The 23,710-nt window shown below is 69.4% G+C and carries 18 protein-coding genes and 1 tRNA gene; 10 read left to right on the forward strand and 9 right to left on the reverse strand.

Annotated features, from left to right (window positions below; all coding sequences use genetic code 11):
* Window positions 1–11: 11 nt before the first annotated feature.
* Genes JK364_RS38780 through nth form a run of 3 tightly spaced genes read right to left on the reverse strand, consistent with a single transcriptional unit; the run spans window position 12 to window position 2,752 of the window.
* A complete protein-coding gene (locus JK364_RS38780) occupies window positions 12–1,214 on the reverse strand; it encodes a MarP family serine protease (protein WP_201856110.1) in 1,203 nt (400 codons plus the stop codon).
* Between the two features lie 12 nt (window positions 1,215–1,226).
* Window positions 1,227–1,910, reverse strand: a complete 684-nt coding sequence (locus JK364_RS38785) for an NUDIX hydrolase (protein ID WP_201856111.1) — start codon at window positions 1,908–1,910, stop codon at window positions 1,227–1,229.
* On the reverse strand, window positions 1,907–2,752 hold the full coding sequence (nth, locus tag JK364_RS38790) for an endonuclease III (protein WP_372462060.1): 846 nt from the start codon (window positions 2,750–2,752) through the stop codon (window positions 1,907–1,909). Before nth ends, JK364_RS38785 begins: the two co-directional genes overlap by 4 nt.
* 248 nt (window positions 2,753–3,000) lie before the next feature.
* Between nth and JK364_RS38795 the strand changes: the two genes are divergently transcribed.
* The gene (locus JK364_RS38795) at window positions 3,001–3,675 is read left to right on the forward strand and encodes a Crp/Fnr family transcriptional regulator (RefSeq protein ID WP_014061749.1); all 675 of its coding nucleotides are present in this window, start codon (window positions 3,001–3,003) and stop codon (window positions 3,673–3,675) included.
* A 123-nt stretch (window positions 3,676–3,798) separates the two neighbouring features.
* Here JK364_RS38795 and JK364_RS38800 read toward each other — a convergent pair whose 3' ends face one another.
* The 4 genes from JK364_RS38800 to sp36 form a co-directional block, all read right to left on the reverse strand.
* Window positions 3,799–4,629 carry an MBL fold metallo-hydrolase gene (locus JK364_RS38800; protein WP_201856113.1) on the reverse strand — a complete coding sequence of 277 codons (831 nt, stop codon included), beginning with the start codon at window positions 4,627–4,629 and terminating at the stop codon, window positions 3,799–3,801.
* Window positions 4,626–5,711, reverse strand: coding sequence for an NUDIX hydrolase (locus JK364_RS38805; protein ID WP_201856114.1), 1,086 nt, complete (start codon window positions 5,709–5,711; stop codon window positions 4,626–4,628). The genes JK364_RS38800 and JK364_RS38805 overlap by 4 nt, the downstream gene beginning before the upstream one ends.
* A gap of 234 nt (window positions 5,712–5,945) precedes the next feature.
* Window positions 5,946–6,416 (reverse strand): RidA family protein, encoded by a 471-nt coding sequence (locus JK364_RS38810; protein ID WP_201856115.1) that lies wholly within the window; start codon window positions 6,414–6,416, stop codon window positions 5,946–5,948.
* Window positions 6,416–6,571 (reverse strand): Sp36 family protein, encoded by a 156-nt coding sequence (gene sp36 / locus JK364_RS38815; protein WP_020870215.1) that lies wholly within the window; start codon window positions 6,569–6,571, stop codon window positions 6,416–6,418. The genes JK364_RS38810 and sp36 overlap by 1 nt, the downstream gene beginning before the upstream one ends.
* Window positions 6,572–6,643: 72 nt before the next feature.
* Here sp36 and bagA point away from each other — a divergent pair, with 72 nt between their 5' ends.
* Both bagA and bagB read left to right on the forward strand, forming a co-directional pair.
* On the forward strand, window positions 6,644–7,624 hold the full coding sequence (gene bagA / locus JK364_RS38820; RefSeq protein WP_201856116.1) for an ATPase BagA: 981 nt from the start codon (window positions 6,644–6,646) through the stop codon (window positions 7,622–7,624).
* 53 nt (window positions 7,625–7,677) lie between these two features.
* A complete protein-coding gene (bagB, locus tag JK364_RS38825) occupies window positions 7,678–9,027 on the forward strand; it encodes an ATPase BagB (protein ID WP_201856117.1) in 1,350 nt (449 codons plus the stop codon).
* A 686-nt stretch (window positions 9,028–9,713) separates the two neighbouring features.
* On the opposite strand, the gene JK364_RS38830 is transcribed toward bagB, so the two are convergent.
* Complete coding sequence (locus JK364_RS38830) at window positions 9,714–10,049, reverse strand: WhiB family transcriptional regulator (protein ID WP_201856118.1); 336 nt, start codon at window positions 10,047–10,049, stop codon at window positions 9,714–9,716.
* Between the two features lie 386 nt (window positions 10,050–10,435).
* Here JK364_RS38830 and JK364_RS38835 point away from each other — a divergent pair, with 386 nt between their 5' ends.
* Entirely contained in the window at window positions 10,436–12,691 is a 2,256-nt protein-coding gene (locus tag JK364_RS38835; protein ID WP_201856119.1) for a transglycosylase domain-containing protein, read from the forward strand.
* A 147-nt stretch (window positions 12,692–12,838) separates the two neighbouring features.
* Here JK364_RS38835 and JK364_RS38840 read toward each other — a convergent pair whose 3' ends face one another.
* Window positions 12,839–13,309: a GatB/YqeY domain-containing protein gene (locus tag JK364_RS38840; RefSeq protein ID WP_201856120.1), complete on the reverse strand. Its 471-nt coding sequence runs from the start codon at window positions 13,307–13,309 to the stop codon at window positions 12,839–12,841.
* A gap of 77 nt (window positions 13,310–13,386) precedes the next feature.
* On the opposite strand from JK364_RS38840, the gene JK364_RS38845 reads away from it, so the two are divergent.
* The 6 genes from JK364_RS38845 (at window position 13,387) to JK364_RS38870 (ending at window position 23,261) form a co-directional block, all read left to right on the forward strand.
* The gene (locus JK364_RS38845; protein WP_201856121.1) at window positions 13,387–14,316 is read left to right on the forward strand and encodes a metallophosphoesterase; all 930 of its coding nucleotides are present in this window, start codon (window positions 13,387–13,389) and stop codon (window positions 14,314–14,316) included.
* A gap of 95 nt (window positions 14,317–14,411) precedes the next feature.
* Window positions 14,412–14,485, forward strand: a tRNA-Pro gene (locus JK364_RS38850).
* Between the two features lie 340 nt (window positions 14,486–14,825).
* The gene (locus JK364_RS38855) at window positions 14,826–16,451 is read left to right on the forward strand and encodes a TIGR02677 family protein (protein WP_201856122.1); all 1,626 of its coding nucleotides are present in this window, start codon (window positions 14,826–14,828) and stop codon (window positions 16,449–16,451) included.
* Entirely contained in the window at window positions 16,448–17,773 is a 1,326-nt protein-coding gene (locus JK364_RS38860) for a TIGR02678 family protein (RefSeq protein ID WP_201856123.1), read from the forward strand. Before JK364_RS38855 ends, JK364_RS38860 begins: the two co-directional genes overlap by 4 nt.
* On the forward strand, window positions 17,770–22,002 hold the full coding sequence (locus tag JK364_RS38865; protein WP_201856124.1) for a TIGR02680 family protein: 4,233 nt from the start codon (window positions 17,770–17,772) through the stop codon (window positions 22,000–22,002). Before JK364_RS38860 ends, JK364_RS38865 begins: the two co-directional genes overlap by 4 nt.
* Window positions 21,999–23,261 (forward strand): TIGR02679 family protein, encoded by a 1,263-nt coding sequence (locus JK364_RS38870; protein WP_201856125.1) that lies wholly within the window; start codon window positions 21,999–22,001, stop codon window positions 23,259–23,261. Before JK364_RS38865 ends, JK364_RS38870 begins: the two co-directional genes overlap by 4 nt.
* Window positions 23,262–23,710 lie beyond the last annotated feature (449 nt).

A 23,710-nucleotide genomic window follows, 5' to 3' on the forward strand; every position in this document is an offset into this window, starting at 1 on the left:
GACACCGGAATCTAGAGGGCACACCCCTGGCTGTCCACCGGCTGGTCGGCCGTTCGCCCCTTCTGGATGTCCTGGCTCACCTCGTCCGCCGTCAGCGCGTATCCGGTGTTGGCGTCGTCGAGGGACTTGGCGAAGACCACGCCGTACACCCGCCCCTGCGGGGTGAGCAGCGGACCGCCGGAGTTGCCCTGCCGCACCGTCGCGTACAGCGAGTACACATCGCGGTGCACGGTGGAGCGGCGGTAGATGTCGGGGCCATTGGCCTCGATACGGCCACGGACGCGGGCCGCGCGCACATCGAAGGCGCCGTTCTCCGGGAAGCCAGCGACGATCGCGCCATCGCCGGTGCGCGCGTCGTCCTGCGCGAACTGCAGCGCCGGGGCCTGCAGCGAGGGCACATCGAGGACCGCGATATCGCGCTTCCAGTCGTAGAGCACGACCTTGGCGTCGTACAGCCGGCCCTCGCCGCCTATCTGCACGGTCGGGTCGCTGACGCCGCCGACGACGTGGGCGTTGGTCATGACCCGGTTCGGGGCGAACACGAAGCCGCTGCCCTCGAGGACCTTGCCGCAACTGGGGGCGGTGCCGACGACCTTGACGATGCTCTCCTGCGCCCGCGTGGCCACCGGGGACTGGGCGAGCGCGGGGTCGGGCTGCGGCACCGTGGTGATCGGCTCGTTGGCGAAGGGCGAGAAGACCTGCGGGAAGCCGTTCTGCGCGAGCACGGACGAGAAGTCGGTGAACCAGGTGTTCGCCTCGTCGGGAACGACACGGGACACCCCGAGCAGCACCTTGGAGTCGCGGACCTCCCTGCCCAGAGTGGGCAGCGAGGTCTGGGCCACCAGGGAGCCGATCAGCCAGGCCACCAGCAGCATCGCCAGGACGTTCACCAGCGCGCCGCCGGTCGCGTCCAGGGCGCGCGCCGGTGACCAGGTGATGTACCGCCGCAGCTTGTTCCCCAGGTGGGTGGTGGCCGCCTGGCCGACCGAGGCGCACACGATCACCAGGACGATCGCCACCACGGCACCGACGGTGCCGGGGGATGTCTTGTCGTCGGTGGTGCCGTCCCATATGAGCGGCAGCAGATAGATCGCGATCAACCCGCCTCCGATGAACCCCGTCACCGACAGCACGCCCACGACGAAGCCCTGGCGGTAGCCGACGATCGCGAACCACACGGCGGCGAGCAGCAGCAGGATGTCCAGCACATTCACCGGAACACCGTCTCACGCGCGCCAGTCGAGTGGGACGCGCTTGGCTCGGTCCCACGGTCGCTCCCACCCCGCGTAATGCAGGATGCGATCGATCACTCCAGCGGTGAAACCCCAGACCAGAGCGGATCCCACCAGGAAGGCGGGCCCCCGGTGGCCACTGGGGTGGACGGTGGTGGCCCGGTTCGCCGGGTCCGTGAGATCCGCCACGGGGACCGTGAAGACCCGGGCCGTCTCGGCCGGGTCCACCGCCCCGACCGGGGTGGGCCGGCGCCACCAGCCCAGCACCGGGGTGACGACGAAGCCGCTCACCGGGATGTAGAGCCGCGGCAGCACCGCGAAGACCTGGACGCCCGAGGGGTCGAGCCCCGTCTCCTCCTCGGCCTCGCGCAGCGCCGCGCGCAGCGGACCCTCCTCCTCCGGATCGCCGTCCTCCGGGTCGAGGGCACCGCCGGGGAAGGAGGGCTGACCGGCGTGCGAGCGCAGCGAGCCGGAGCGCTCCATGAGCAGCAGCTCCGGGCCGCCGGGGCCCTCGCCGAAGAGCACCAGCACGGCGGAGGGGCGGCCTCCGCCCTGCTCGGGCGGCAGATACCGGCTCAGCTGGCGCGGCTCGATCGTCTCGGCCAGCCGGGCCACCGGGAGCAGCCACTCCGGCAACCCCTGGGCACTGACCTCCACATCCCCGTAGGTGCTCGTCACTCGGCGGCTCCCAGGGGGGCGGCGGGACGGCCGGGGTAGTCGGACGGCGGGCGCAGGCGCTGGCCCGGCTGGCCGCCCATCTCGTACTTCAGCAGCTTCTTCGCCTTGTCCGGGTCGGTCTCGCCCTCCCCGTACGCCGGGCAGAGCGGGGCGATCGGGCAGGCGCCGCACGCGGGCTTGCGGGCGTGGCAGACGCGGCGGCCGTGGAAGATGATGCGGTGCGAGAGCATCGTCCACTCGCTCTTGGGGAAGAGCGCGGCGATCTCGGCCTCGACCTTCTCGGGGTCCTCCTGAGCGGTCCACTTCCAGCGCCGCACCAGCCGCCCGAAGTGGGTGTCCACGGTCAGGCCCGGCACCCCGAAGGCATTGCCGAGCACCACATTGGCCGTCTTACGGCCGACACCGGGCAGGGTGACCAGGTCCTCGAGCCGGCCCGGGACCTCACCGCCGAACCGGTCACGGAGGGCGGCGGACAGCCCGAGCAGCGATCTGGCCTTGGCGCGGAAGAAGCCGGTGGGCCGGATCAGCTGCTCCAGGGCCTCCGGGTCGGCGGCCGCCATGTCCTCGGGCGTCGGATACGCGGCGAAGAGCGCGGGGGTGGTCTGGTTGACCCGCAGATCGGTGGTCTGGGCCGAGAGGACCGTGGCCACCAGCAGCTGGAACGAGTTCTCGAAGTCCAGCTCGGGATGGGCGTACGGATACACCTCGGCGAGCTCGCGATTGATGCGCCGGGCGCGGCGGACGAGCGCGAGCCGGGACTCGGGGCGGGTGCCCTTCGAGCCCTTGACCGATTTATGCGGTTTCGAGGCTTCTGTCGAGTCGGCGGACTCTTGTTCGCCCACAGCGGAATTACGAGGTGCGGTCACCCGTCCGGCCCCCTTGCCCTGTGCTCTCACCGGCGTATTGGACACCCGGCCAGCCTAAGCCCACCCACTGACATCCGGTCCGGCCACCGTGAAGAGGCCCCCAATCGGACCCCTGCCGCACAGCTCGCCAGGCCAGTGCGTCAAACTTGTGATTGATCGCACTGTTTTACCGTCCGGCATCATGGGGACGTCGGTCCCCTGTGCATGTCGACAAGGAGAGACTCGTGGACGACGTTCTGCGGCGCGCCCCGCTCTTCGCGGCGCTCGATGACGAGCAGGCCGCTGAGCTGCGCGCCTCCATGGGAGAGGTCACCCTCGCGCGGGGTGACGCACTCTTCCACGAAGGGGACCCCGGCGATCGCCTGTACGTGGTCACCGAGGGCAAGGTGAAGCTCCACCGCACCTCTCCCGACGGCCGCGAGAACATGCTGGCCGTGCTCGGCCCCGGCGAGCTGATCGGCGAACTGTCGCTCTTCGACCCGGGCCCGCGCACCGCCACCGCCACCGCCCTCACCGAGGTCAAGCTGCTCGGCCTCGGCCACGGCGATCTCCAGCCGTGGCTGAACGCCCGGCCCGAGGTCGCCTCCGCGCTGCTGCGCGCGGTCGCCCGGCGCCTGCGCAAGACCAACGACCAGATGTCCGACCTGGTCTTCTCCGACGTTCCGGGCCGGGTCGCCAGGGCCCTGCTGGACCTGTCGCGCCGCTTCGGCGTGCAGTCGGAGGAAGGCATCCACGTCGTCCACGACCTGACCCAGGAGGAGCTGGCCCAGTTGGTCGGCGCCTCCCGCGAGACCGTCAACAAGGCGCTCGCCGACTTCGCGGGCCGCGGCTGGCTGCGGCTGGAGGCGCGCGCGGTGATCCTGCTGGACGTCGAGCGGCTGGCCAAGCGCTCCCGCTGACGCCGGACGGAACACGAAGACAGACCGTAAGGGGCCCGCCGGAATCCGGCGGGCCCCTTACGGCGCTCATGAACGGCCGGCCCCACAGACCGCGGGCCCACAGGGCCGCGGGAGACGCCGGCCTCAGATCAGCCCGTGCTCGCGCAGATAGTCCAGCTGGGCCCGGACCGACAGCTCCGCCGCCGGCCACAGGGACCGGTCCACGTCCGCGTACACATGCGCCACGACGTCCGAAGGCGTCCGGTAGCCGTCCTCGACCGCCGTCTCCACCTGCGCGAGCCGGTTGGCGCGATGGGCGAGGTAGTACTCCACGGCGCCCCGGGCGTCGTTCAGCACCGGCCCGTGGCCCGGCAGAACGGTGTCCACCCCGTCGTCCACCGTCAGCGAGCGCAGCCGCCGCAGCGAGTCCAGATAGTCGCCGAGCCGCCCGTCCGGATGCGCGACGAGGGTCGTGCCCCGCCCGAGCACCGTGTCGCCCGTAAGGACCGCGCCATCGGCCGGAAGGTGGAAGGACAGCGAGTCGGCGGTGTGGCCGGGCGTGGGCACCACCCGCAGCTCCAGACCGCCGGTGGTTATGACGTCGCCCAGCTCCAGCCCCTCGTCCCCGAGCCGCAGCGCCGGATCCAGCGCCCTTACGGACGTCCGCGTCAGCTCGGCGAAGCGCGCCGCGCCCTCCGCGTGGTCCGGGTGGCCATGGGTGAGCAGGGTCAGCGCGACCCGCTTGCCCGCCCGCTCGGCGGCCGCGATGACCTCCTTGAGGTGGGCGTCGTCCAGCGGCCCGGGGTCGATGACGACGGCGAGGTCGGAGTCGGGCTCGGCGACGATCCAGGTGTTGGTGCCGTCCAGGGTCATGGGCGAGGCGTTCGGCGCCAGGACGCAGACGGCCCGGTCGGTGGCCGGGCCACCGATGGTGCCCCCGCGCGGCTGGCCGGGCAGAGCGGATGCGTACGTCATGCGGAGGGTCCCCCCGTGGCTCCCGGGATGTGCTTGGTGAACTCATCATGGCCCGGCCAGCTCAGCACCAGCTCCCCGTTCTCCACCCGCGCCCGGGCCAGGACCGGCGTCAGGTCCCGGTCCGTCGCGGCGGCCAGCGCGTCGGCGACCGAGCCGTAGCCCACGAGCTGGCGCAGCGTCGCGATCGTGGGCGGCATCATCAGCAGCTCGCCACGGTCGTAGCCGTCGGCCGCGTCACCCGGACGGATCCAGACGGTCCGGTCCGCCTCCGTGGAGGCGTTACGGGTGCGCTGCCCCCGCGGCAGCGCAGCCACGAAGAACCAGGTGTCGTAGCGGCGCGGTTCGAACTCCGGGGTGATCCAGCGCGCCCAGCAGCTCAGCAGGTCCGAGCGGAGTACGAGCCCCCGGCGGTCCAGGAACTCCGCGAAGGACAGATCCCGGGCGACCAGCGCCGCGCGGTCCGCCTCCCAGTCGTCCCCCGTCGTGTCCGCGACCACGGTGTGCGGCGTCGGGCCCGCCAACAGCACCCCCGCCTCCTCGAAGGTCTCCCGGACCGCCGCGCACACGATGGCCTGCGCCTGCGTCCCCTCGCTCGGGTCCAGGCCCAGCCGCCGCGCCCACTGGGCCCGCGAGGGACCGGCCCAGGTGACCATCCGCTCGTCGCGCGGGTCCACGGAACCGCCCGGATAGGCGTACGCGCCTCCGGCGAAGGCCATGGACGCGCGTCTGCGCAGCATGTAGACGGCGGGACCGGCGGCCCCTCCCGCCGCGTCCCGCGGGCCCTCTGGGGGCGTTTCAGGGCCTTGCGCGGCGTCTGCGGGCTCCGGCGCCCCCACGGACTCCCGCGCCGTGCCGGGCCGTTCCGCCGCGTCGAGCTCGTCCGGTGTGTGCTCCCCGTCCCCGCCCCGAGCGTCCTGCGCGTCCTGTGGTGCGTCCTGCCCGGCCGTTCCGTACGGTCCGTCCCGCAGCAGCAGGACGGTGGCGGCCCGGCGCGGTGCCACCGGTGTGAGCTCACCGGCGGACAGGAGCCGGATCCGCTCTGGCCACTCGGGTGGGTACCACTGGCCATTCGTAGTGGACATGGCCGGATGCTATGCGCTTACGGGCTGATGTTCGAGTGGCCCCCGCGACGCCACGCCGGGGCCGGTCCGCGCACCGGCCGTCACACCGGTCCGCGTCCACGTATGCCCGCACGTGCCCCGACCGGCGGGATCACCCACCGGCGGGATCGCCCACGGAACCGCCGGCCGTCCGCGATCCGGCGTCCGCTGGTCCGCTACCTCGACCTGGATCTAGTCCGCTACCTCGACCTGGATCTAGTCCGCGACCTCGACCTGGATCTCGACCTCGACCGGCGCGTCCAGCGGCAGCACCGCCACGCCCACCGCGCTGCGCGCGTGCACGCCCGCGTCGCCCAGGGCCTCGCCCAGCAGTTCGCTCGCGCCGTTGATGACACCCGGCTGGCCGGTGAAGTCCGGCGCCGAGGCGACGAAGCCGACGACCTTGACGACCCGCACGATCCGGTCGAGGTCGCCGACGACCGACTTCACGGCGGCCAGCGCGTTCAGCGCACAGACGCGCGCCAGGTCCTTGGCCTCCTCGGGGGTGACCTCCGCGCCGACCTTGCCGGTCACGCCCAGCTTCCCCTCGACCAGCGGCAGCTGACCCGAGGTGTAGACGTACGAGCCGGTGCGGAGCGCGGGCACATAGGAGGCCAGGGGCGCCGCGACCGCGGGCAGCGTCAGACCGAGCCCGGCGAGCCTGCCCTCGACCGTGCCGCCCGCCATCAGCCCTTCTCCCGCTTCAGATAGGCCACCAGCTGCTCCGGGTTCGGGCCGGGGACCACCTGGACCAGCTCCCAGCCGTCCTCGCCCCAGGTGTCCAGAATCTGCTTCGTGGCGTGCACGAGCAGCGGTACGGTCGCGTATTCCCACTTGGTCATGGGGCCGACTGTAATACCTCTCCGCCGGGGCCTGGTGCGTAGGGCGAGGGGGGACTGGTTAGGCTCCCCACTGTGAGCAGGCTCCATGTCATCAGTGGCAAGGGCGGAACCGGCAAGACCACGGTCGCCGCCGCACTCGCGCTGGCCCTCGCGGCCGATGGCAGGCGCACCCTGCTGGTGGAGGTCGAGGGCCGCCAGGGCATCGCGCAGCTCTTCGAGACGGAGCCGCTGCCCTACGAGGAGCGGAAGATCGCCACCGCGCCGGGCGGCGGGGAGGTGCACGCCCTGGCGATCGATCCGGAGTTCGCACTCCTGGACTACCTCCATATGTTCTACAAGCTGGGCTCGGCCGGACGCGCCCTCAAGAAGCTCGGCGCGATCGACTTCGCGACCACCATCGCCCCGGGGCTGCGGGACGTCCTGCTGACCGGCAAGGCGTGCGAGGCGGTGCGCCGTAAGGGCAAGAAGGACGGCCGCTTCGTCTACGACTCCGTGGTCATGGACGCGCCGCCCACCGGCCGCATCACCCGGTTCCTGAACGTCAACCATGAGGTGGCCGGGCTGGCCAGGACCGGCCCGATACACAATCAGGCCCAGGCCGTGATGCGCGTCCTGAAGTCCCCCCAGACCGCGGTCCACATGGTGACCCTGCTGGAGGAGATGCCGGTCCAGGAGACCGCGGACGGCATCGCCGACCTGCGCGCCGACGGCCTCCCGACGGGCGGGGTCATCATCAACATGGTCCGGCCCGCGATCCTCGACCACGAGGCCGTCGAGGTGGCCGCCAACGGGCAGCGCGCGGCCGTCGCCAAGGCGCTCTCCCAGGCGGGCCTGGGCGGTGCGCGCCGCGGCGGCATGGCCGAGCGGCTGGTCGACCCACTGCTGGAGCAGGCGCGCGAGCACGCCGAGCGGGTGGCGCTGGAGCGGGCGCAGCGCGCCGAGCTGACCGGCCTGGGCCTGCCGCTGCACGAGTTGGAGCTGCTCACGGACGGCATCGACCTGGCCGGGCTGTACCGGCTCGCGGCGGATCTGCGCAAGCAGTGGCCGGCGTGAGCGGCGCCCGCCGTAAGGGCGCCACGGACAACGAGTCGTACGCAGGAGGCGGCATGAGCATGGACGTGGCACCCCGGCTGGACATCGATGTCCTGCTGGACGATCCGCAGACCCGCATCGTGGTGTGCTGCGGCTCCGGTGGCGTCGGTAAGACCACCACCGCCGCCGCCCTGGGCGTACGGGCCGCCGAGCGCGGCCGTAAGGTCGTCGTCCTCACCATCGACCCGGCCCGCCGGCTCGCGCAGTCCATGGGCATCGACGCGCTGGACAACATCCCGCGCCGGGTGGAGGGCATCGGCGGCGGGAACAGCGGCGAACTGCACGCCATGATGCTCGACATGAAGCGGACGTTCGACGAGTTCGTCGAGGCGCACGCCGACCCCGAGCGCGCCCGGGCGATCCTCGCCAACCCCTTCTACCAGTCGCTCTCGGCCGGTTTCGCGGGCACGCAGGAGTACATGGCCATGGAGAAGCTCGGCCAGCTCCGGGCCCGCGACGAATGGGACCTGATCGTCGTCGACACCCCGCCCAGCCGGTCGGCGCTGGACTTCCTCGACGCGCCGAAACGTCTCGGCTCCTTCCTGGACGGGAAGTTCATCAAGGTCCTGATGGCCCCGGCCAAGGTGGGCGGCAAGGCCGGGATGAAGTTCCTGAACGTGGGCGTCTCGATGATGACGGGCACGGTCAGCAAGGTGCTCGGCGGACAGCTGATGCGCGACGTTCAGACGTTTGCTGCCGCGATGGACACCATGTTCGGCGGATTCCGTACTCGCGCGGAGGCCACCTACCGGCTCTTGCAGGCTCCGGGTACGGCCTTCCTCGTGGTGGCCGCGCCCGAGCGGGACGCCCTGCGGGAGGCCGCGTACTTCGTGGAACGGCTGGCCGCGGACCAGATGCCGCTGGCCGGGCTGGTGCTGAACCGGGTCCACGGCAGCGGTGCCGAACAGCTGTCGGCGGAACGTGCGTTGGCCGCCGCGGAGATCCTGACCCTGGCGGGCGACCCCGTGGATCCGGACGATGCGCTCGCGAACGCGGCGGAGGGAAGCGATCCGGCCAAGAACGGCGCCGGGGCAGAAAATCTTGCCGACGGCGGATTTGTCGATCCCCCCTCAGGGAATGCTCAAGCGCGGAACCCCTCGGCAGCGGACCCCGACGTCTCCCCCACGTCGGCGGACTCGTCGGCGGAGCGGCTCGCCGCGGGACTGCTTCGGCTGCACGCGGAGCGTATGCAGGTGCTCGGACGCGAGCAGCGCACACACGACCGCTTCACGGCGCTCCACCCCGAGGTTCCGGTGGCCCAAGTGGCCGCACTCCCTGGCGACGTACACGACTTGGCAGGACTGCGGGCGATCGGCGAACGCCTCGCGGTCCCGCCGGAGCGGACCAATCGCGTGGCGGGCTGAGTCGGTGCCCGCCGGGCGGTCGGCCGCCCGCGCATGGATGGAGACGCACGACAGCACGACAGACAACACGCATAGCGAACGCGGTGATGGGCCGCATGGCGCGCGAACGCCCGCAGCCGGGCCTCGGGCTTCGACGGACGCGGCTGCGGCTGCGGCTGCGCAGCCGACGGCCTAACAGCACGCACAGGCAGACCCACGCCTCGCACGCGGGCATGCCACAGCGGACACGCCACAGTCACCGGTGGCCGAGGGCGTAACCGGGTAGCCGAAGGCGGCACCAAGGGCCCAGGCGGCGGACCAACCCCCGGTCCGCCACGACCTGTTAGCCATGTCACACCAGGGCATGCCACAGGAAGCCATGCCACCCGAGGCCGTGTCACACACGCGCCCCCACAGCCCCACGGCCGACCGCGACCCTGGCCGCGGTCGTGCTCGGAGGCGTGCGCGTACCCGTACCCGCCCCTGACGAGGCGCGCCCGTACTCGCACCCCCACTCGTGCCGAGACGAGAGGTGGGTGAGGTGATGGTGAGGCAAGACGCTCACACCGGCAGGAGGCATCAGCCCGGCAGGCATCACAGCCCGGCAGGCAACAACCCGGCAGGCCGTCAGCCCGGCAGGCTGTCTCAGCCCAGCAGGCGTCAGCCCGGCAGGCCGTCAGCCGACCACCGGCGAACCGCCGTCCGGCCTATCCGACCGCGGCGAAGCGCTCGTAGTCCTCGTCGTCGAAGGGCAGAATGCCCGTGCTGCGCTCGTACTCGATGCGCGCGGTCTCCAGGAGCCTGCGCCAGGAGGTCACCGTCGGCCGGCGGCGCAGCAGTGCACGCCGCTCGCGCTCGGTCATCCCTCCCCACACACCGAACTCCACGCGGTTGTCCAAGGCATCCGCAAGGCACTCGGTGCGCACCGGGCATCCGGTGCAGACCGCTTTGGCCCTGTTCTGTGCCGCGCCCTGGACGAACAGTTCATCTGGATCAGTAGTGCGGCAGGCGGCCTGCGCACTCCAGTCGGTTACCCAGCCCATGCTGGCGCCGTCCTCTCCCGAATCGGAGCTCCCCCACGGCGACAAACGGCATATTCACCGTCGCCAGTTGAGGACGTTACGGAAGCGAGACACAGCGCAACACCCCCTGCAGGCCCAATCTTGGATGGTCCGAACGGACTATGGGTACGCGGCAGATCACCCAACGGAGTGAGCTGGCGACATTTGCGATTACTAGTGCAAATCCGGGCAGTTCGCACACCGAACAGCGGGCAGCTCAGGACAGGGGCCGCAATCCGGGCAGCTCTCATCGCTCACTTGAGTGAGGGTGTGAGGTGTGGCTCAGCCACACAGCTGTGACTGGCGTGAAACAGCTTATGCGAACACCCGGTCCCCTGTCCGGCGATTCGAGACGTAGGCTGCGTCCTATGGGAAACACGCGCTCGAGCGGAGGGCTGTCCGCCGCTCAACAGGCCGCCAAGTTCCTCGGCGTCAGCGCGCTGGCCGGGGCCGTGATGGCCGGGCTCGCGCTTCCCGCCGTCGGGGCGCTCGGCCTCGCGGCCAAGGGAACGGTCGAGGAGTTCGACGGAATTCCGGCCAATCTCAAGACACCGCCGCTCAGCCAGCGGACCACGATCCTGGACGCCAAGGGCGGGGAGATCGCGAAGGTCTACTCCCGCGACCGGACGATCGTGAAGCTGAATGACGTCTCCTCGTACATGCGGCAGGCGATCGTCGCGATCGAGGACGCCCGCTTCTACGAGCACGGGGCGGTCGACCTCAAGGGCGTGCTGCGCGCGGTCAACAGCAACGCGCAGGACGGCGGGGTGTCCCAGGGCGCCTCCACGCTGACCCAGCAGTATGTGAAGAACGTGTTCGTCGAGGAGGCGGGCGACGACAAGGAGAAGGTCGCCCAGGCCACCCGGCAGTCCATCGGCCGCAAGATCAAGGAACTGAAGTACGCGATCAAGGTCGAGAAGGAACTGGGCAAGAAGCGGATCCTCGAGAACTACCTGAACATCACCTTCTTCGGGCAGCAGGCATACGGCATCGAGGCGGCCTCCCAGCGCTACTTCAGCAAGTCCGCCAAGGATCTGAAGCTGGAGCAGGCGGCGCTGCTGGCCGGTCTCGTCCAGTCGCCCAGCCGCTACGACCCGATCAACGCCCCGACATCCGCCAAGGCGCGCCGCGACACCGTTCTGCGGCGCATGGCCGAGGTGAAGGACATCACTCCGGCGCAGGCCGCCGCGGCCCAGAAGAAGCCGCTCGGCCTCAAGGTCAGCATGCCCAGGAGCGGCTGCATCACGGCCGTCAAGGGCGCCGGGTTCTTCTGTGACTACGTCCGCGAGACCCTGCTCAACGACCCGACCTTCGGCAAGACGGCGGAGGCGCGCGCCAAGCGCTGGACCCAGGGCGGTCTGACGATCCGCACGACGCTCGACCCGCAGGCCCAGGAGTCGGTCCAGAAGTCGATCAAGAAGCATGTCTACCAGTCCGACCCGGTGGCCACCGCGGTGACGCTGGTCGAGCCGGGCACCGGCAAGGTGCTGGGGATGGGCCAGTCCAGGCCGTACGGCTTCGGCGAGAACGAGACCCAGATCAACCTGTCCGCGGACAAGTCCATGGGCGGCTCGAACTACGGCTTCCAGGTCGGCTCCACGTTCAAGCCGATCACCGCGGCGGCCGCCATCGAGCAGGGCAAGAAGCCGTACCAGCGCTACTCCTCGCCGTACAAGATGAAGTACCCGAGCCCGGTCACCACCTGCAAGGGCACCTGGAGCAACGACGAGGGCGCGACCGTCGAGAACGAGAACGAGAAGGAGGTCGGCCCGTACGGGATGAAGGACGCGACCGCCAAGTCGGTCAACACCTACTTCGTCCAGCTGATCAGCGACATCGGGGTCTGCCCGGTGACGCAGATGGCCGACAAGATGGGGGCGAAGCGCGCCGACGGCAAGGAGCACAACCAGGTGCCGTCGCTCACCCTCGGCTCGGAGGGCTTCTCGCCGCTCACGATGGCCAACGCCTACGCGACCTTCGCCAACCGCGGGGTCTACTGCTCGCCCGTCTTCATCGAGTCGATCACCGGCCCCGGCGGCAAGAAGCTGAAGGTGCCGCAGTCGAAGTGCTCGCGCGCGATGTCGGAGAAGACCGCGGACACCATCAACACGCTGCTGCGCGGAGTGGTCGAGGACGGCACCGGCAAGCAGGCCGGGCTCCAGAGCCGCCCGAGCGCCGGTAAGACGGGTACGACGGACGAGCGCAGGGCCGCGTGGTTCGTCGGCTACACCCCGAACATGGCCGGTGCGGTGTGGGTCGGCGGCCCGGGCCCCAAGGGCGTCAAGATGGAGAACATCACCATCGGCGGCGTCCCCCACGACAAGGTCTACGGCGCGGACACCCCCGGCCCGATCTGGAAGGACGCGATGAGCGGCGCGCTGGACGGCAAGCCGGCGCCGAACTTCGTGAACGTCCAGATCAAGGACCCGAACCAGCGCAAGCCCCACGACGGCAAGAAGCCGCGCGACCGCAGGCCGGGCCGCGACAGGGGCAACGACAAGGGCGACAACGGCGGCCAGGACAACCCGTGGCCGGACATCTCCCTGCCCCCCGACCTGATCGGCGGCGGCAATGGGAATGGCGGCAACGGCAACGGGAATGGCGGCTGGAACTTCCCGCGGTAGCGGTGGCTCGTGATGGAGCGCTGAAGGGGGCCGGACAGAAATGTCCGGCCCCCTTCTTATGGGTCTTCTTATGTGTGCACCCAATGGTGGAGCACACAGTGCACGCGACCCATAACCCAGCGCGACAAGGCACCCTCCGGGCGGGGACTACCCGCCCGCGAGCTGCCGCTTCACCGCGGCGGCGACCCGGCCGCCCTCCGCCCGCCCGGCGATCTTCGGGTTCACGATCTTCATCACGGCGCCCATGGCCCGCGGCCCCTCCGCGCCGCCCGCCGCGGCCTCCCGCACGGCCTCGGCCACCAGGGCGTTCAGCTCGTCGTCCGTAAGGGGCTTCGGCAGATACTCGGCGAGCACCTCGCCCTCCGCCATCTCCCGCTCGGCCTGCGCGGCGCGTCCACCCTTCTCGAACGCCTCGGCGGCCTCACGGCGCTTCTTGGCCTCCCGCGCGACGATCTTCTCCACCTCGGCGTCGGACAGCTCACGTGCGCTCTCGCCCGCGACCTCTTCCTTGGTGATCGCGGTGATGGTGAGCCGGAGAGTCGAGGAGCGCAGCTCGTCGCGCGCCTTGATCGCCGCGGTGAGATCGGCCTTCAGCCTGGACTTGAGCGTGGTGGTCATGGCGTCGAGTGTGCCAGCACTGGCCGGGAATCACCCGAAGATTTCTCCCCCGGCGGCGTTCTGCGACCATGGACGGCATGCGCGCGCGATACGGAGTACCCCTGGGAATCACGGCGGTCGGCGCGGCCGGCCTCGCCTACGCCGCCTGCTTCGAAGTCCGGTCCTTCAGGCTCCGGCGGATCACCGTTCCGGTGCTCCCGCGGGGGATGCGCCCCCTGCGCGTCCTGCAGGTCTCCGACATCCACATGGTGAGCGGCCAGCGCAAGAAGCAGCGCTGGCTCCAGTCCCTGGCCGGGCTGCGCCCCGACTTCGTGGTGAACACGGGGGACAACCTCTCGGACCCGGAGGGCGTGCCGGAGGTCCTGGACGCGCTGGGCCCGCTGATGGAGTTCCCCGGTGCGTATGTCTTCGGCTCGAACGACTACTACGGCCCGAAGCCGCGCAACCCCGCCCGCTACCTCCTGGAGAAGGCCAGCGGAAAGCACGGCCTGAACGGCAACCCCCCGGTCGTCGGCGCCATCCACAACCCGTGGACGGAGCTCCGCGACGCCTTCGACGCGGCCGGCTGGGTCGGGCTGTCCAACACCCGCGGTCGGCTGAAGCTGGAGGACATCGAGATCGCCCTCACCGGCCTCGACGACCCCCACATCAAGCGCGACCGCTACGCCGAGGTGGCCGGCGGCCCCGAGTCGGGCGCCGACCTCTCCCTGGCCGTGGTCCACGCCCCGTATCTGCGTGTCCTCGACGCCTTCGCCGCGGACCGCTACCCCCTGATCCTCGCGGGCCACACCCACGGCGGCCAGCTGTGCATCCCCTTCTACGGCGCCCTGGTCACCAACTGCGACCTGGACGCCCGCCGGGTGAAGGGCCTCTCCCAGCACCAGGCCGGCGGCCACACCTCCTACCTCCACGTCTCCGCGGGCTGCGGCACCAACCGCTACACCCCGGTCCGCTTCGCCTGCCCCCCGGAAGCCACCCTGCTCACCCTCACCCCCCAGACCCCCTGACCCACCCCACCCACCGGGACCGCCCCGACCTGCGGGACCTCGAAAACCGGATTTCGTCTCTGGCCACAGGTCCGCTAAAGTAGAGCTCGTTGCTTCGGGGTGTAGCGCAGCTTGGCAGCGCGCTTCGTTCGGGACGAAGAGGTCGTGGGTTCAAATCCCGCCACCCCGACTGAAGGAACACAGGTCAGGGGCCTGATCCGCGAAAGCGGATCGGGCCCCTGACTCGTTTCCGGGGTCCCTTGGGAGCCGTTTGGGAGCCGACCCCGAAAACCGGCTCCCAAGGAGCCGTCGCCGAAGCAGCGGTCCAGGGCTCCGACGAGACACCTACCGAGACGCTCCACGTGATCAAGTATCTGGCTCGCGTGAAGGCAGTACTAGGGTGCAGCGCCCGACGCCGCCCTGTGTGCTGGACCATCCTGATCCGACGCGCACTGGGATGCCCGCACCGGTATGGGTCCGTAGTGCAAGACAGAGGTTTGCTGTCAGTCCCGTTGCGTAGCCTCGTAGTCATGGAGGAATCCGCACAGGTCCCCCCGGCAGAGCCCGACCGCGGTGAAGCGTGGCAACGGCTGACCGCCTATTCGTATCTCAGCGCGCCGGAGCGGCTGGAGCATGTCGCCATCATGCGGGTGTTCTGCGCGACTTTGCTGGCGGATATGGCGGTGCCGGATGTGTTGGCGAAACTCACTGATTCCGGTGGGCCCGCATCGGGACTCGACGCCGAGACGCTTGCCGTTCGGCTCGAACAACTGGTGCGGTGGGGCAACCTGCTGCGCAGCAGCCATACGGTGAAGGCATCGAGCATCACCGAATACCAGCGCGCCCGGTCTCGCTACCAGTTGTCGAAGCTGGGCGAACGGATCCAGCGAGATGCGGACGAGGTGCTGGCGGGGGCGGACGCCGCCCGCGAGGTCAGCAGCGAGTTGCTGGCGCTGGTCGAGCGTGGGCTCCGGGAGTTGGCCCGACTCGTCCAGGAGCCGGGTGGGGTGGAGGCACAGGACGCACTGGAGCGCGTAAGCACCATCTTCGTCCAGTTCACCGAGTTCGCGGATTCCGTCAGGGATTTCTACGCCTACCTGGGCCAAGTGCTCGCCCGCTACGACCTGGACAGCGCCGAGTATCACGGCTTCAAGGAACTGCTCCTCGATTACGTCGAGGCCATTACCGAGGATGTGTCCTTTCGCGCGCCTCGCATCGCCGCGGTTCTCAGCATCCTTTGGCCAGAGCTTCCGGATCTCCTCGACCGGCTCGACGCACACGCGCGTGGTCTTTCGGGAGCCAAACTTGGGCTGGAGGGAGAGCCTGGGGTCCGGGTGCAGCGCAGCCGGGGCCGCGAAATGGCCGATTGGGAGGCGTTGCGCGGCTGGTTCTCCGATATCGACGGGCAGGGAAGTCAGGTCGATCAACTTCGGGATGCCACCTTGCGCGCCCTTCAGTCGCTGCTCGCGAATGCCAAGCGGATGCTCCGCTCGGCTTCCGGTGAGATGTCGCGGCGCAAGGACCTGTTGCGCCTCGCCCTGTGGTTCGACGAAGCAGCCCCTGAAGAGGCACATGACATCGCGGTCGCCGCGTTCGGTCTGTACAGCGCTCGGCACCTGGGCGTTCCACCAGCCACGGACGAGGTGGTGCCCGCGTATACGAGCTGGTGGACCGGACCCGTGGTGGAGGTTCCGGTAGCGCTCCGTGAGCGGGGCAACCGAGCACAGCGGGGCCGGGCATCCGCCGTAGAGGACCACTCCCAGCAAAAGCGACGGCTCCAGCAGGCCGCACGCGACCGAGCCTCAGCCAGACAGGCTGCCGCAGAGGAACTGCGCAGTGCTTCCGGGCGCTTCGCTCAGGTGCGGCTCACCTCTGCCGCCCTCGCCCTGCTGCTCGAACTCCTGGCAACGGCATTGGGCAACGCTCAGTTGCGGCGGAACCATGGCCCGGGGACGAACCAGGCCGGCACCTTCGCCCTGGACGCGGCGCAGAGCGAGGACGCTGAGCTTGGCATCCGTCTCACTGTGCGACGCATAGCCGGTGCGGACACAGTGCTGCACTCGGTCGACGGCGAGCTTCTGCTGGACGATCTGGAGCTGAGTGTCGAGAGCTCCACTGCCGCGGAAGGGCAAGGGGCCGGGGTGAGCGTGTCGTGACCCTTCCCTCGGCTCATGATGTCGCCCTTGCAGCCGAACGCCGAAGTGCCGCCAGACTGCTGCTCGTTCACCCATTGGTGACAGCGGCGGGGCCACACTCCGATCTGTTTCCACTGATCCGCAGGCATGCCGACTGGCTGGCGAAGCGATTCCAGCAGGTCCTCGGCTACCAGCTCCTCGTCGACACCTCCTATGCCCGGCTGTTCAAAGCTGGGCTGGGCGCCGGCGCGGGACACCGGCTTGAGCGTTCCACCAGCACGCCCTTCACCCCACGCACCTACGCCTGCCTGGCCTTGGCTCTGTCGGTCCTGGTGACAGCTCCGGAGCAGCTGCTGCTGTCGCGGCTGGTCGCCGACATCAAAGCCGCGGCAGCCGACGCCGGCGTTGAGCTGGAGGGCACGGGCCGGGCGGCGGAGAAGCGGACTCTGGCCGCAGCGCTGCGCCAGTTGGTCGACTGGGGCGTGCTCATCGAAACCGAAGGCAGCGTCAACGCGGTCACTCAGGAGGACGGCGGCGAAGCGCTGATCACTATCGACCGAGAGATCGCCCGCGCTGTCGTCGCCGGTCCACTCGCGCAAAGCCGAGACGGCGCTGACCTGGTACGGAGAGCAGCGGACCCCGGCTTCGGCGGTCCTCGTACGTACGTCCGCCGCATGCTGGTGGAGACGCCGGTCGTGTACCTCGACGATCTGACGGACGCCGAGCGTGACTGGCTGCGTACCCGGCAGCGCAGGGAAGCCCAGGCGTTCTCCGAACTTCTGGGTCTGGAGGCCGAGATCCGGGCAGAGGGGGTGGTGCTGGTCGACGCCGAGGAGGAAGTGACCGATGTGCACCTCCCCGGCACCGGAACCGTCGCGCAGGCCGCGCTGCTCTTGCTGGAACAGTTGGTGGAGGGCCTGCGGCCCGACAGTCCGGGACATCCGGCGACGGGGGGCCGATTGGTGATCGGTGTCGCCGTTCCCGACGGGATGGTGGACGAGGTGCTGGCTGAACTCGTCGAGGAATACGGACGGCGGAGCAACTGGCAGCGCGGATACCTGGAGGACCAGACCGCCCTGCGCGACGCGGTACTGGACTTGCTCTCGCGCATGGGGCTGGTGGCCCGCGTCAGCCGACTCCGGTCCCAGGGCCAGGGCTTGCCCGAGGGATACGACGAGAACGTCCCGGAAGATCGTTCTGTAACCGACGTCGTAGGGGCACGCGAGGAGGGAACCGGCCTCGTGCTTCTCGCCGCTGCCTCCCGATACGCCACTCAGGTCACCGTTCGCAAGGCTGCCCGGGGACGCCCCGATGCCGACGTACAGCAGGAGCTGCCGCTATGAACTCTGACACGAGCGCGCCCATCCCTCTGCAGCGTTCCGTACCTGCCTCGCCTCACCGCTTCCGGTTACACCGAGCGGGGATTCGCAACGTCTGGCAGTACGACGAGCAGGAGTTCTCGTTCGGTGATGGGCGGCTGCTTCTTCGCGGCAAGAACGGCGCAGGCAAGTCCAAGGCGCTGGAGATGCTGCTGCCGTATCTGCTGGATGGTGATTCCCGGGCCCTGGACGCCACTGGTACCGGTCGGACCACACTTGTCTGGCTGATGCTGGACGGCTTCGAGCAGACGAACCGCTTGGGCTACCTCTGGGTCGAGTTCCGTATGACAACGGTCGACGAACACGACCGGTACCTCACTCTCGGCGCGGCGATCCGGGCATCGAAGTCGACCAAGAAGGCGATCCCGGCGTTCTTCATCACGCCGCTCCGTATCGGGGAAGATCTCCATCTCGTCGAGGGAGGGAAACCCCTACCGGTCGAGAAGCTCAAGGAGAAAATCGGGGCGGACAATGTGACGGAGAGGGCCGTCCAGCACCGGTCCCGCGTGGCCCGTGAGCTCTTCGGAATCACCGACACCACTCGTTATCGCAACCTGACTCAGCTGCTCCACAGGCTGCGCCGTCCCACCGTCGGCGACCGCATCGAGTCCGGTGGGCTCGTATCTCTGCTCAGCGAGACCCTGCCGGGGCTGGAGGAAGAGGTCGTGGAGAAGGTGGCGCGCAACCTCCACGATCTGGACGCCGTACGCGATGAGCTCGGTCGTCTGGAACGGACCGACACGGCGCTTCGCACCTTCCTCACCAGTTACCGCGGCTACCTGGCCGGTGTCCTCCGCCGGATGTCCGACGGAGTCAGCAAGGAGCTGGATGCGCTTGCCCAGCAGCGCCGGAAAGCGGGCGATGCCGCCAAGGCGACGCACGATCTGAGGATCCGGGAAGCAGAGGCCGATACCCGACTACGGGATCTACGAAAGGAGCGGGAAACGGCGCAGACGGAGCTCGAAGCTCTTCAGGCGAGTGACGGGTACCGCAGCCTGGCCGAGTTGTCCGAACGGCGCAACACCGTGGCTGCGTTGGGTATTGCCGCTGAGACGTCCTTTGCCTCCGTGCTCAGCGCACATCGTGCTGAGGAGTACGCGGCGGACCGGTTGGTCGAAGGGACCCAGAGGCTGGGGAACCGGATCGGCGAGCTCGCGGCAGAGCACCGGGAGCTGTTGACCATAGCGGAGAAGGCAGGGTTGCCGCCGGGGCACCTCGGCGAAGTGGTCCCCCTGCACCACACGCATCTGGGCGGGCCGACCGAGGTGGAGATCCTCAGTCCTGCCGAAGAACCACACGTCGTACGGCATCGCAGCGTGTCCGTTCCTGATGTGACCTCCACTCGGGCCGCGTTGGACGCATGGCATGGGCAGTTGGAAGGTTCGCAGTCGGTGGTGAAGCACCGGCTGCGGATGGTGCAGGAAGTGGACGGCCTCGCCGCCAAAGCCCGCGCATCCCAGGCAGCCGCGGCCGCTGCGGATACCGAACGGGAGCGGCTGGAGGGCGAAGCCGAGGAAGCCGCCGACCAACTCGCGAATCACCGTGCGAATGCTGTCGAAGAGAGTGGTGCGTACGCCCAGGAGGTGGCCGAGTGGGCATCGCGGATGTCCCTCGCCATCGGACCGGAGTGCCCTTCGCTGACGCCTCTCCGGGGCACAGTCGAGCTTGAGACGTCATCGGACGCGCCATTCGCCGAACAAGTGCTGCATGCGGGGATCGACATGGAGGTGCAGCAGGTCGCTCACGCCGTGTTGGATCCTTACGGCGAGGTTCTGGCCGAGCGGCGGGACGCTCTTGCGCTGAGCGTGAGCCGCCTCTCCGAGGAGCGCGATCGGCTTGTCGGGCTGCATGAGGAGTGGGAACGACGCACGGACCCGGAGCCTCCCGTCCCGCACCACCGTGGAACGGAACGAGCGCCCGGCACGGGGGAGCCGTTCTTCCGGCTGGTGGACTTCGCCGATGGGCTGACCTCAGCCGAGCGAGCGGGCTTGGAAGCGGCCTTGGAAGCGAGCGGCATCCTGGACGCCTGGGTCACCGCAGACGGGGTCGTTCTCGATCCGCTTACGCGCGACACCCTGTTCGCACCCGGGCAGACAGCGGTGAACGGTCCAACGCTGGGCAACGCGCTGCGTGCCGTCTCATATCCCGAGAGTGTCGTCACAGTCGAACAGGTGGAGCGCATCCTGCACACCATCGCGCTCTCGTCGTCCGAGGAGACCACGGCGGCCAGTGCCGTGCACTACGACGGCAGTTGGCGCCTCGGCGCTCTCCGTGGCCGACACATGAAGGACGAGGCGGAATACGTCGGTGCTGCCGTTCGTGCCGAGACCCGGCGCCGGAAGCTGGCAGAGCTGGAGCAGGCGTTGGCCGAGGTGGAGCAGCGGCTCACCATCGAGCACCACGGTCTGGCAGAGATCGACGCGTGGCGACGTGGCCTGGCTGCGGGGATGCGGGTGTTCCCACAGGCACGGCGTCTGGCCCACGCGTGGTCCCAGATCGAGGACGCCGAGACCGCCGTACAAGTCCTTGCCGGGAAGGTGGTCAGCGCCACGCGTGAGGCCGACGAGGCCCGCAGCGCGGCTGTAGCCGACCGTGTCGAAGCCGAGGCCACCGCGACAGCCAATGATCTCCCGACCGACCCTGGTGCCCTGTCACGAGTGCGGACGGCACTGGCCGGCTTGCAAGGCGGCATCAAGCACGTGCAGAGGGCAACCCAGAGCACCGTCCGAGACCTGAGCAGCAGCGTGGCGGAGCACGAGGGCTATGGCCGGGCTTGTGATGACCGCCTGGAAGCCGAGCAGGACTACCAACTTCGTCTCGATGAGCTGCGGCCCGCTCGTCAGGCCCTCCGTACTCTCGAAGAGGCCGTCGGGAGCTCTGAGGACGAGATCCTGGCGCGCGAGGCGGAGACGAAGGGGCGCATCGCGTCTGCGGTTCGCTCCCTACCAGAGGCGCAGAGGGCGCTGGGAGAGCTCCACGATCAGAGGGTCCGCGCCGAGGAGAAGGAAGAAAGCCGCCGCGTGCAGCTGCGCACGCAGGAAACCGCAGTGATCACGGCCGGAAACACGCTGCGCAAGGCACTGTCCAGGCCGGAGGTGCTCCGCGGCGCTGGAATGGACCGTTCGGACTTGCCGGAGCAGCACGGGGACGAGCCCTTGGCTGATATCCGCAGTCGCATACGAGCGCTGCGTGACCTCGCCGATGCCGTGAACGGTGGTCTTGACCAGCCGAAGCACGATGTGTCGGACAGTGCGCTGCTCAACCGGCACACCGACCTCCGGGACCAACTCGCCGGCGGCTATGACGCGCAGCTCGAAGAGCAGGACGGGATCAAGGTCTGCCGACTGCTCGACGACCACGGACCCCAGGATGTCGCCCAGATCGGTGAACGCATCGCCGAGCAGGCCGCCGAGGCCCGGGGCCGCCTCACCGAGCGTGAACGCGAAGTCTTTCAGCGCTTCCTCGCCGGCGAACTCGGTGACCATCTGTCGGCGCAGGTCATCACCGCCGCCAATCTGGTCGCTGCTCTCAACAGCACGCTGAAGACGGTCCGGACATCACACGGTCTCGGCGTTGAGCTGCAGTGGAAGCTGGACGAAGACGTCGACGCCGATGTACGAGCCGCCGTCGAGCTCCTCCGCAGCCCCTCCGGACTGCGGACGCGCGAGCAGACCGAGCAACTCCGTGAGGTGCTGCAACGCCGTATCGAAGACGCGCGCAGGGCCGACCCCTCAGCCGGCTATGCCGCCCACCTGCGCACCGCCCTGGACTACCGGGACTGGTTCCGCTTCCACACCTTCGTCGTCGAGGACGCCGCCCCGAACCGCAAGCGCAGGCTCACCGGCCGGACCGGGCTCAGCCAGGGCGAGCAGCGCGTGCTCTCCTACCTCGTACTGTTCGCCGCGGCCGCCGCGCACTTCACCACCCTCGGCGAAGCGGCGCCGAACGCACCACGCCTGATCCTCCTCGACGATGCCTTCGCCAAGGTCGACGAGCCCACCCATGGACGTCTGGGGCGGATCCTCCTCGATCTCGATCTCGACTTCGTCCTCACCAGCGAACGGCTCATGGGCAACTGGCCCGAGGTCCCTTCCCTGCATATCTACGAGTGCCTGCGCGATCCGCACGTACGCGGCGTAGCCACGCTGCACTACACCTGGAACGGCCGCCACCGGCGCCTGGTGTCCGTATGAGCACACTGCCGGCCGAAACGCGGGACTGGCTCACCCAGCCCGGCCTGGACCGTCTGTGGGAAGCGACCCGCAAGCGTCTGGAGAGCAACGGTCTGCAAGCCGCTGGTTCACTGAGAATCAGCAAGATCGACGCTCAGGAGAGAACTGCCCTGTCCCAGCTCTTGGGCAAGGCTTGCACCAGCGACACGGTGACGATACGACTCGACACGTTGGATTCACGCCTGCGTGCCTCAGCCGCGGGACTCGGGCTGGTCGAGACCCTCCAGGCGATTGGGCCGCCGCTCACCGACCGGCAGGCCGCCCGGGCGGGTGCCATCGCTCGGCGCGAGATGGTGTGGTCCGCAGTCACCGATTCGCTGGAGGTGTCTCCCTTGAGGACGGAGGCGTGGGCTCGCCAGTGGTACGACGGCCTCCGGCGCGTGGGCGTACCCAGAGGAATCACACCGGAAGCCGCGGTCCGAACCCTCCAGCAAGCCGTGCAGGTACTGGCGCTGCTTCTGGGGCCTGGCAGGTCAGGCATACGCGGCCGGGGAGAGCTTGCCGCCGAAGTGACCGGGTCGGCCCATGGTCTGGACGATGGGACCTGGCTTGCCCGGCTCGTCCAACGGGGCATCGCTCTCGCTCATGACTCCGAACTCCCCGATAACGCGGCTGGACGGCGCGCGCTCTGGCGACTGGCGGCCGTCACTCCGGACGAAGTCTCCAGCACCGTGCTCGCCTACGGTCTACGGCCGCTCGGCGATGGCTGGCGAGGACGGGCGCTGCGCGAGAGAGCGCTGCATCACGCGGAGACCCACTTCACCTTGCGTGACTTGCACGTCCTGCACCTGACGTTGCCGTCCGCCACCATGGTCCGCATCTGTGAAAACCCACGCGTCGTGGAAGCCGCCGCTGACGCGGCCTGCTCTCAGCCACTCGTGTGCACGTCCGGCAGTGCCGCGACGGCGGTTCTCACCCTCCTGGATGCTCTGGCTGCTAGTGGTTGTCACTTCGCCTACCACGGTGACTTCGACTGGCCTGGGATCGCATTGGCCAACCGGATCATCCGCCGCTACGACGCACGCCCGTGGCGGCTGAGCGCCGAGGACTACGAGCAGCTCGCCACCAGAACCCAGGCTCAGGGTGTCCCACAGCTTCCACTCGTCGGCGAGCCCGTCACCGCGGACTGGGATCCGGGTCTGGCACCTGCCATGACCGGATTGGGCATCGCCCTTCACGAGGAAGCAACCCTCGACCTTCTGGTGGCCGACCTGAGCTGAGAATGCAGGCCCCGATCGCCGCCTGACCCGGCGCCGCGCGTTGCGCCAGCACGGGTAGTCGGGGTTACAGGTGTCTCCCGCAGAGTCGCGCCGAACTAGACAGGCCGGCTCCCAAACGGCTCGCCTTCCACCCCGGGCTTAAGGTCCCCGGCCGGCAAGGAGGCGCCAGCTCCCCATCAGCTCGCCGGGCAAGCGGATCTCACATCGGCAGGCGTGTCAGCCGACGGACGGCGCATGGGCGAAAGCTGAGTGGCTCGCTGCTTGATGAGCCACCCGCATTCCCGGGGCGCAGAGTACGGGCGAGTGGTCAAAAGACCCGCGGGCGCATTCAGGGCAGTGATCCCGATACGGCTGGCATCGACCGTAAACGACGTTGTTGTCAGCGTCCTACGGCACCATGGGAAGGCGCTCTGCACCCCGAAGGGCGGAGTGGAGTCGGTGAACCGCCC

Origin of the sequence: Streptomyces endocoffeicus (assembly GCF_016741935.1) — a bacterium.
GTDB classification, from domain to species: Bacteria; Actinomycetota; Actinomycetes; order Streptomycetales; family Streptomycetaceae; genus Streptomyces; species Streptomyces endocoffeicus.

Coding starts and splice junctions, on each gene's coding strand:
- JK364_RS38800 (WP_201856113.1), bottom strand. CDS start 4,629: ATGACGTACGCATCCGCTCTGCCCGGCCAGCCGCGCGGGGGCACCATC.
- JK364_RS38835 (WP_201856119.1), top strand. CDS start 10,436: ATGGGAAACACGCGCTCGAGCGGAGGGCTGTCCGCCGCTCAACAGGCC.
- JK364_RS38805 (WP_201856114.1), bottom strand. CDS start 5,711: ATGTCCACTACGAATGGCCAGTGGTACCCACCCGAGTGGCCAGAGCGG.
- JK364_RS38840 (WP_201856120.1), bottom strand. CDS start 13,309: ATGACCACCACGCTCAAGTCCAGGCTGAAGGCCGATCTCACCGCGGCG.
- bagB (WP_201856117.1), top strand. CDS start 7,678: ATGAGCATGGACGTGGCACCCCGGCTGGACATCGATGTCCTGCTGGAC.
- JK364_RS38845 (WP_201856121.1), top strand. CDS start 13,387: ATGCGCGCGCGATACGGAGTACCCCTGGGAATCACGGCGGTCGGCGCG.
- sp36 (WP_020870215.1), bottom strand. CDS start 6,571: ATGACCAAGTGGGAATACGCGACCGTACCGCTGCTCGTGCACGCCACG.
- JK364_RS38865 (WP_201856124.1), top strand. CDS start 17,770: ATGAACTCTGACACGAGCGCGCCCATCCCTCTGCAGCGTTCCGTACCT.
- JK364_RS38855 (WP_201856122.1), top strand. CDS start 14,826: ATGGAGGAATCCGCACAGGTCCCCCCGGCAGAGCCCGACCGCGGTGAA.
- JK364_RS38870 (WP_201856125.1), top strand. CDS start 21,999: ATGAGCACACTGCCGGCCGAAACGCGGGACTGGCTCACCCAGCCCGGC.
- JK364_RS38830 (WP_201856118.1), bottom strand. CDS start 10,049: ATGGGCTGGGTAACCGACTGGAGTGCGCAGGCCGCCTGCCGCACTACT.
- JK364_RS38810 (WP_201856115.1), bottom strand. CDS start 6,416: ATGGCGGGCGGCACGGTCGAGGGCAGGCTCGCCGGGCTCGGTCTGACG.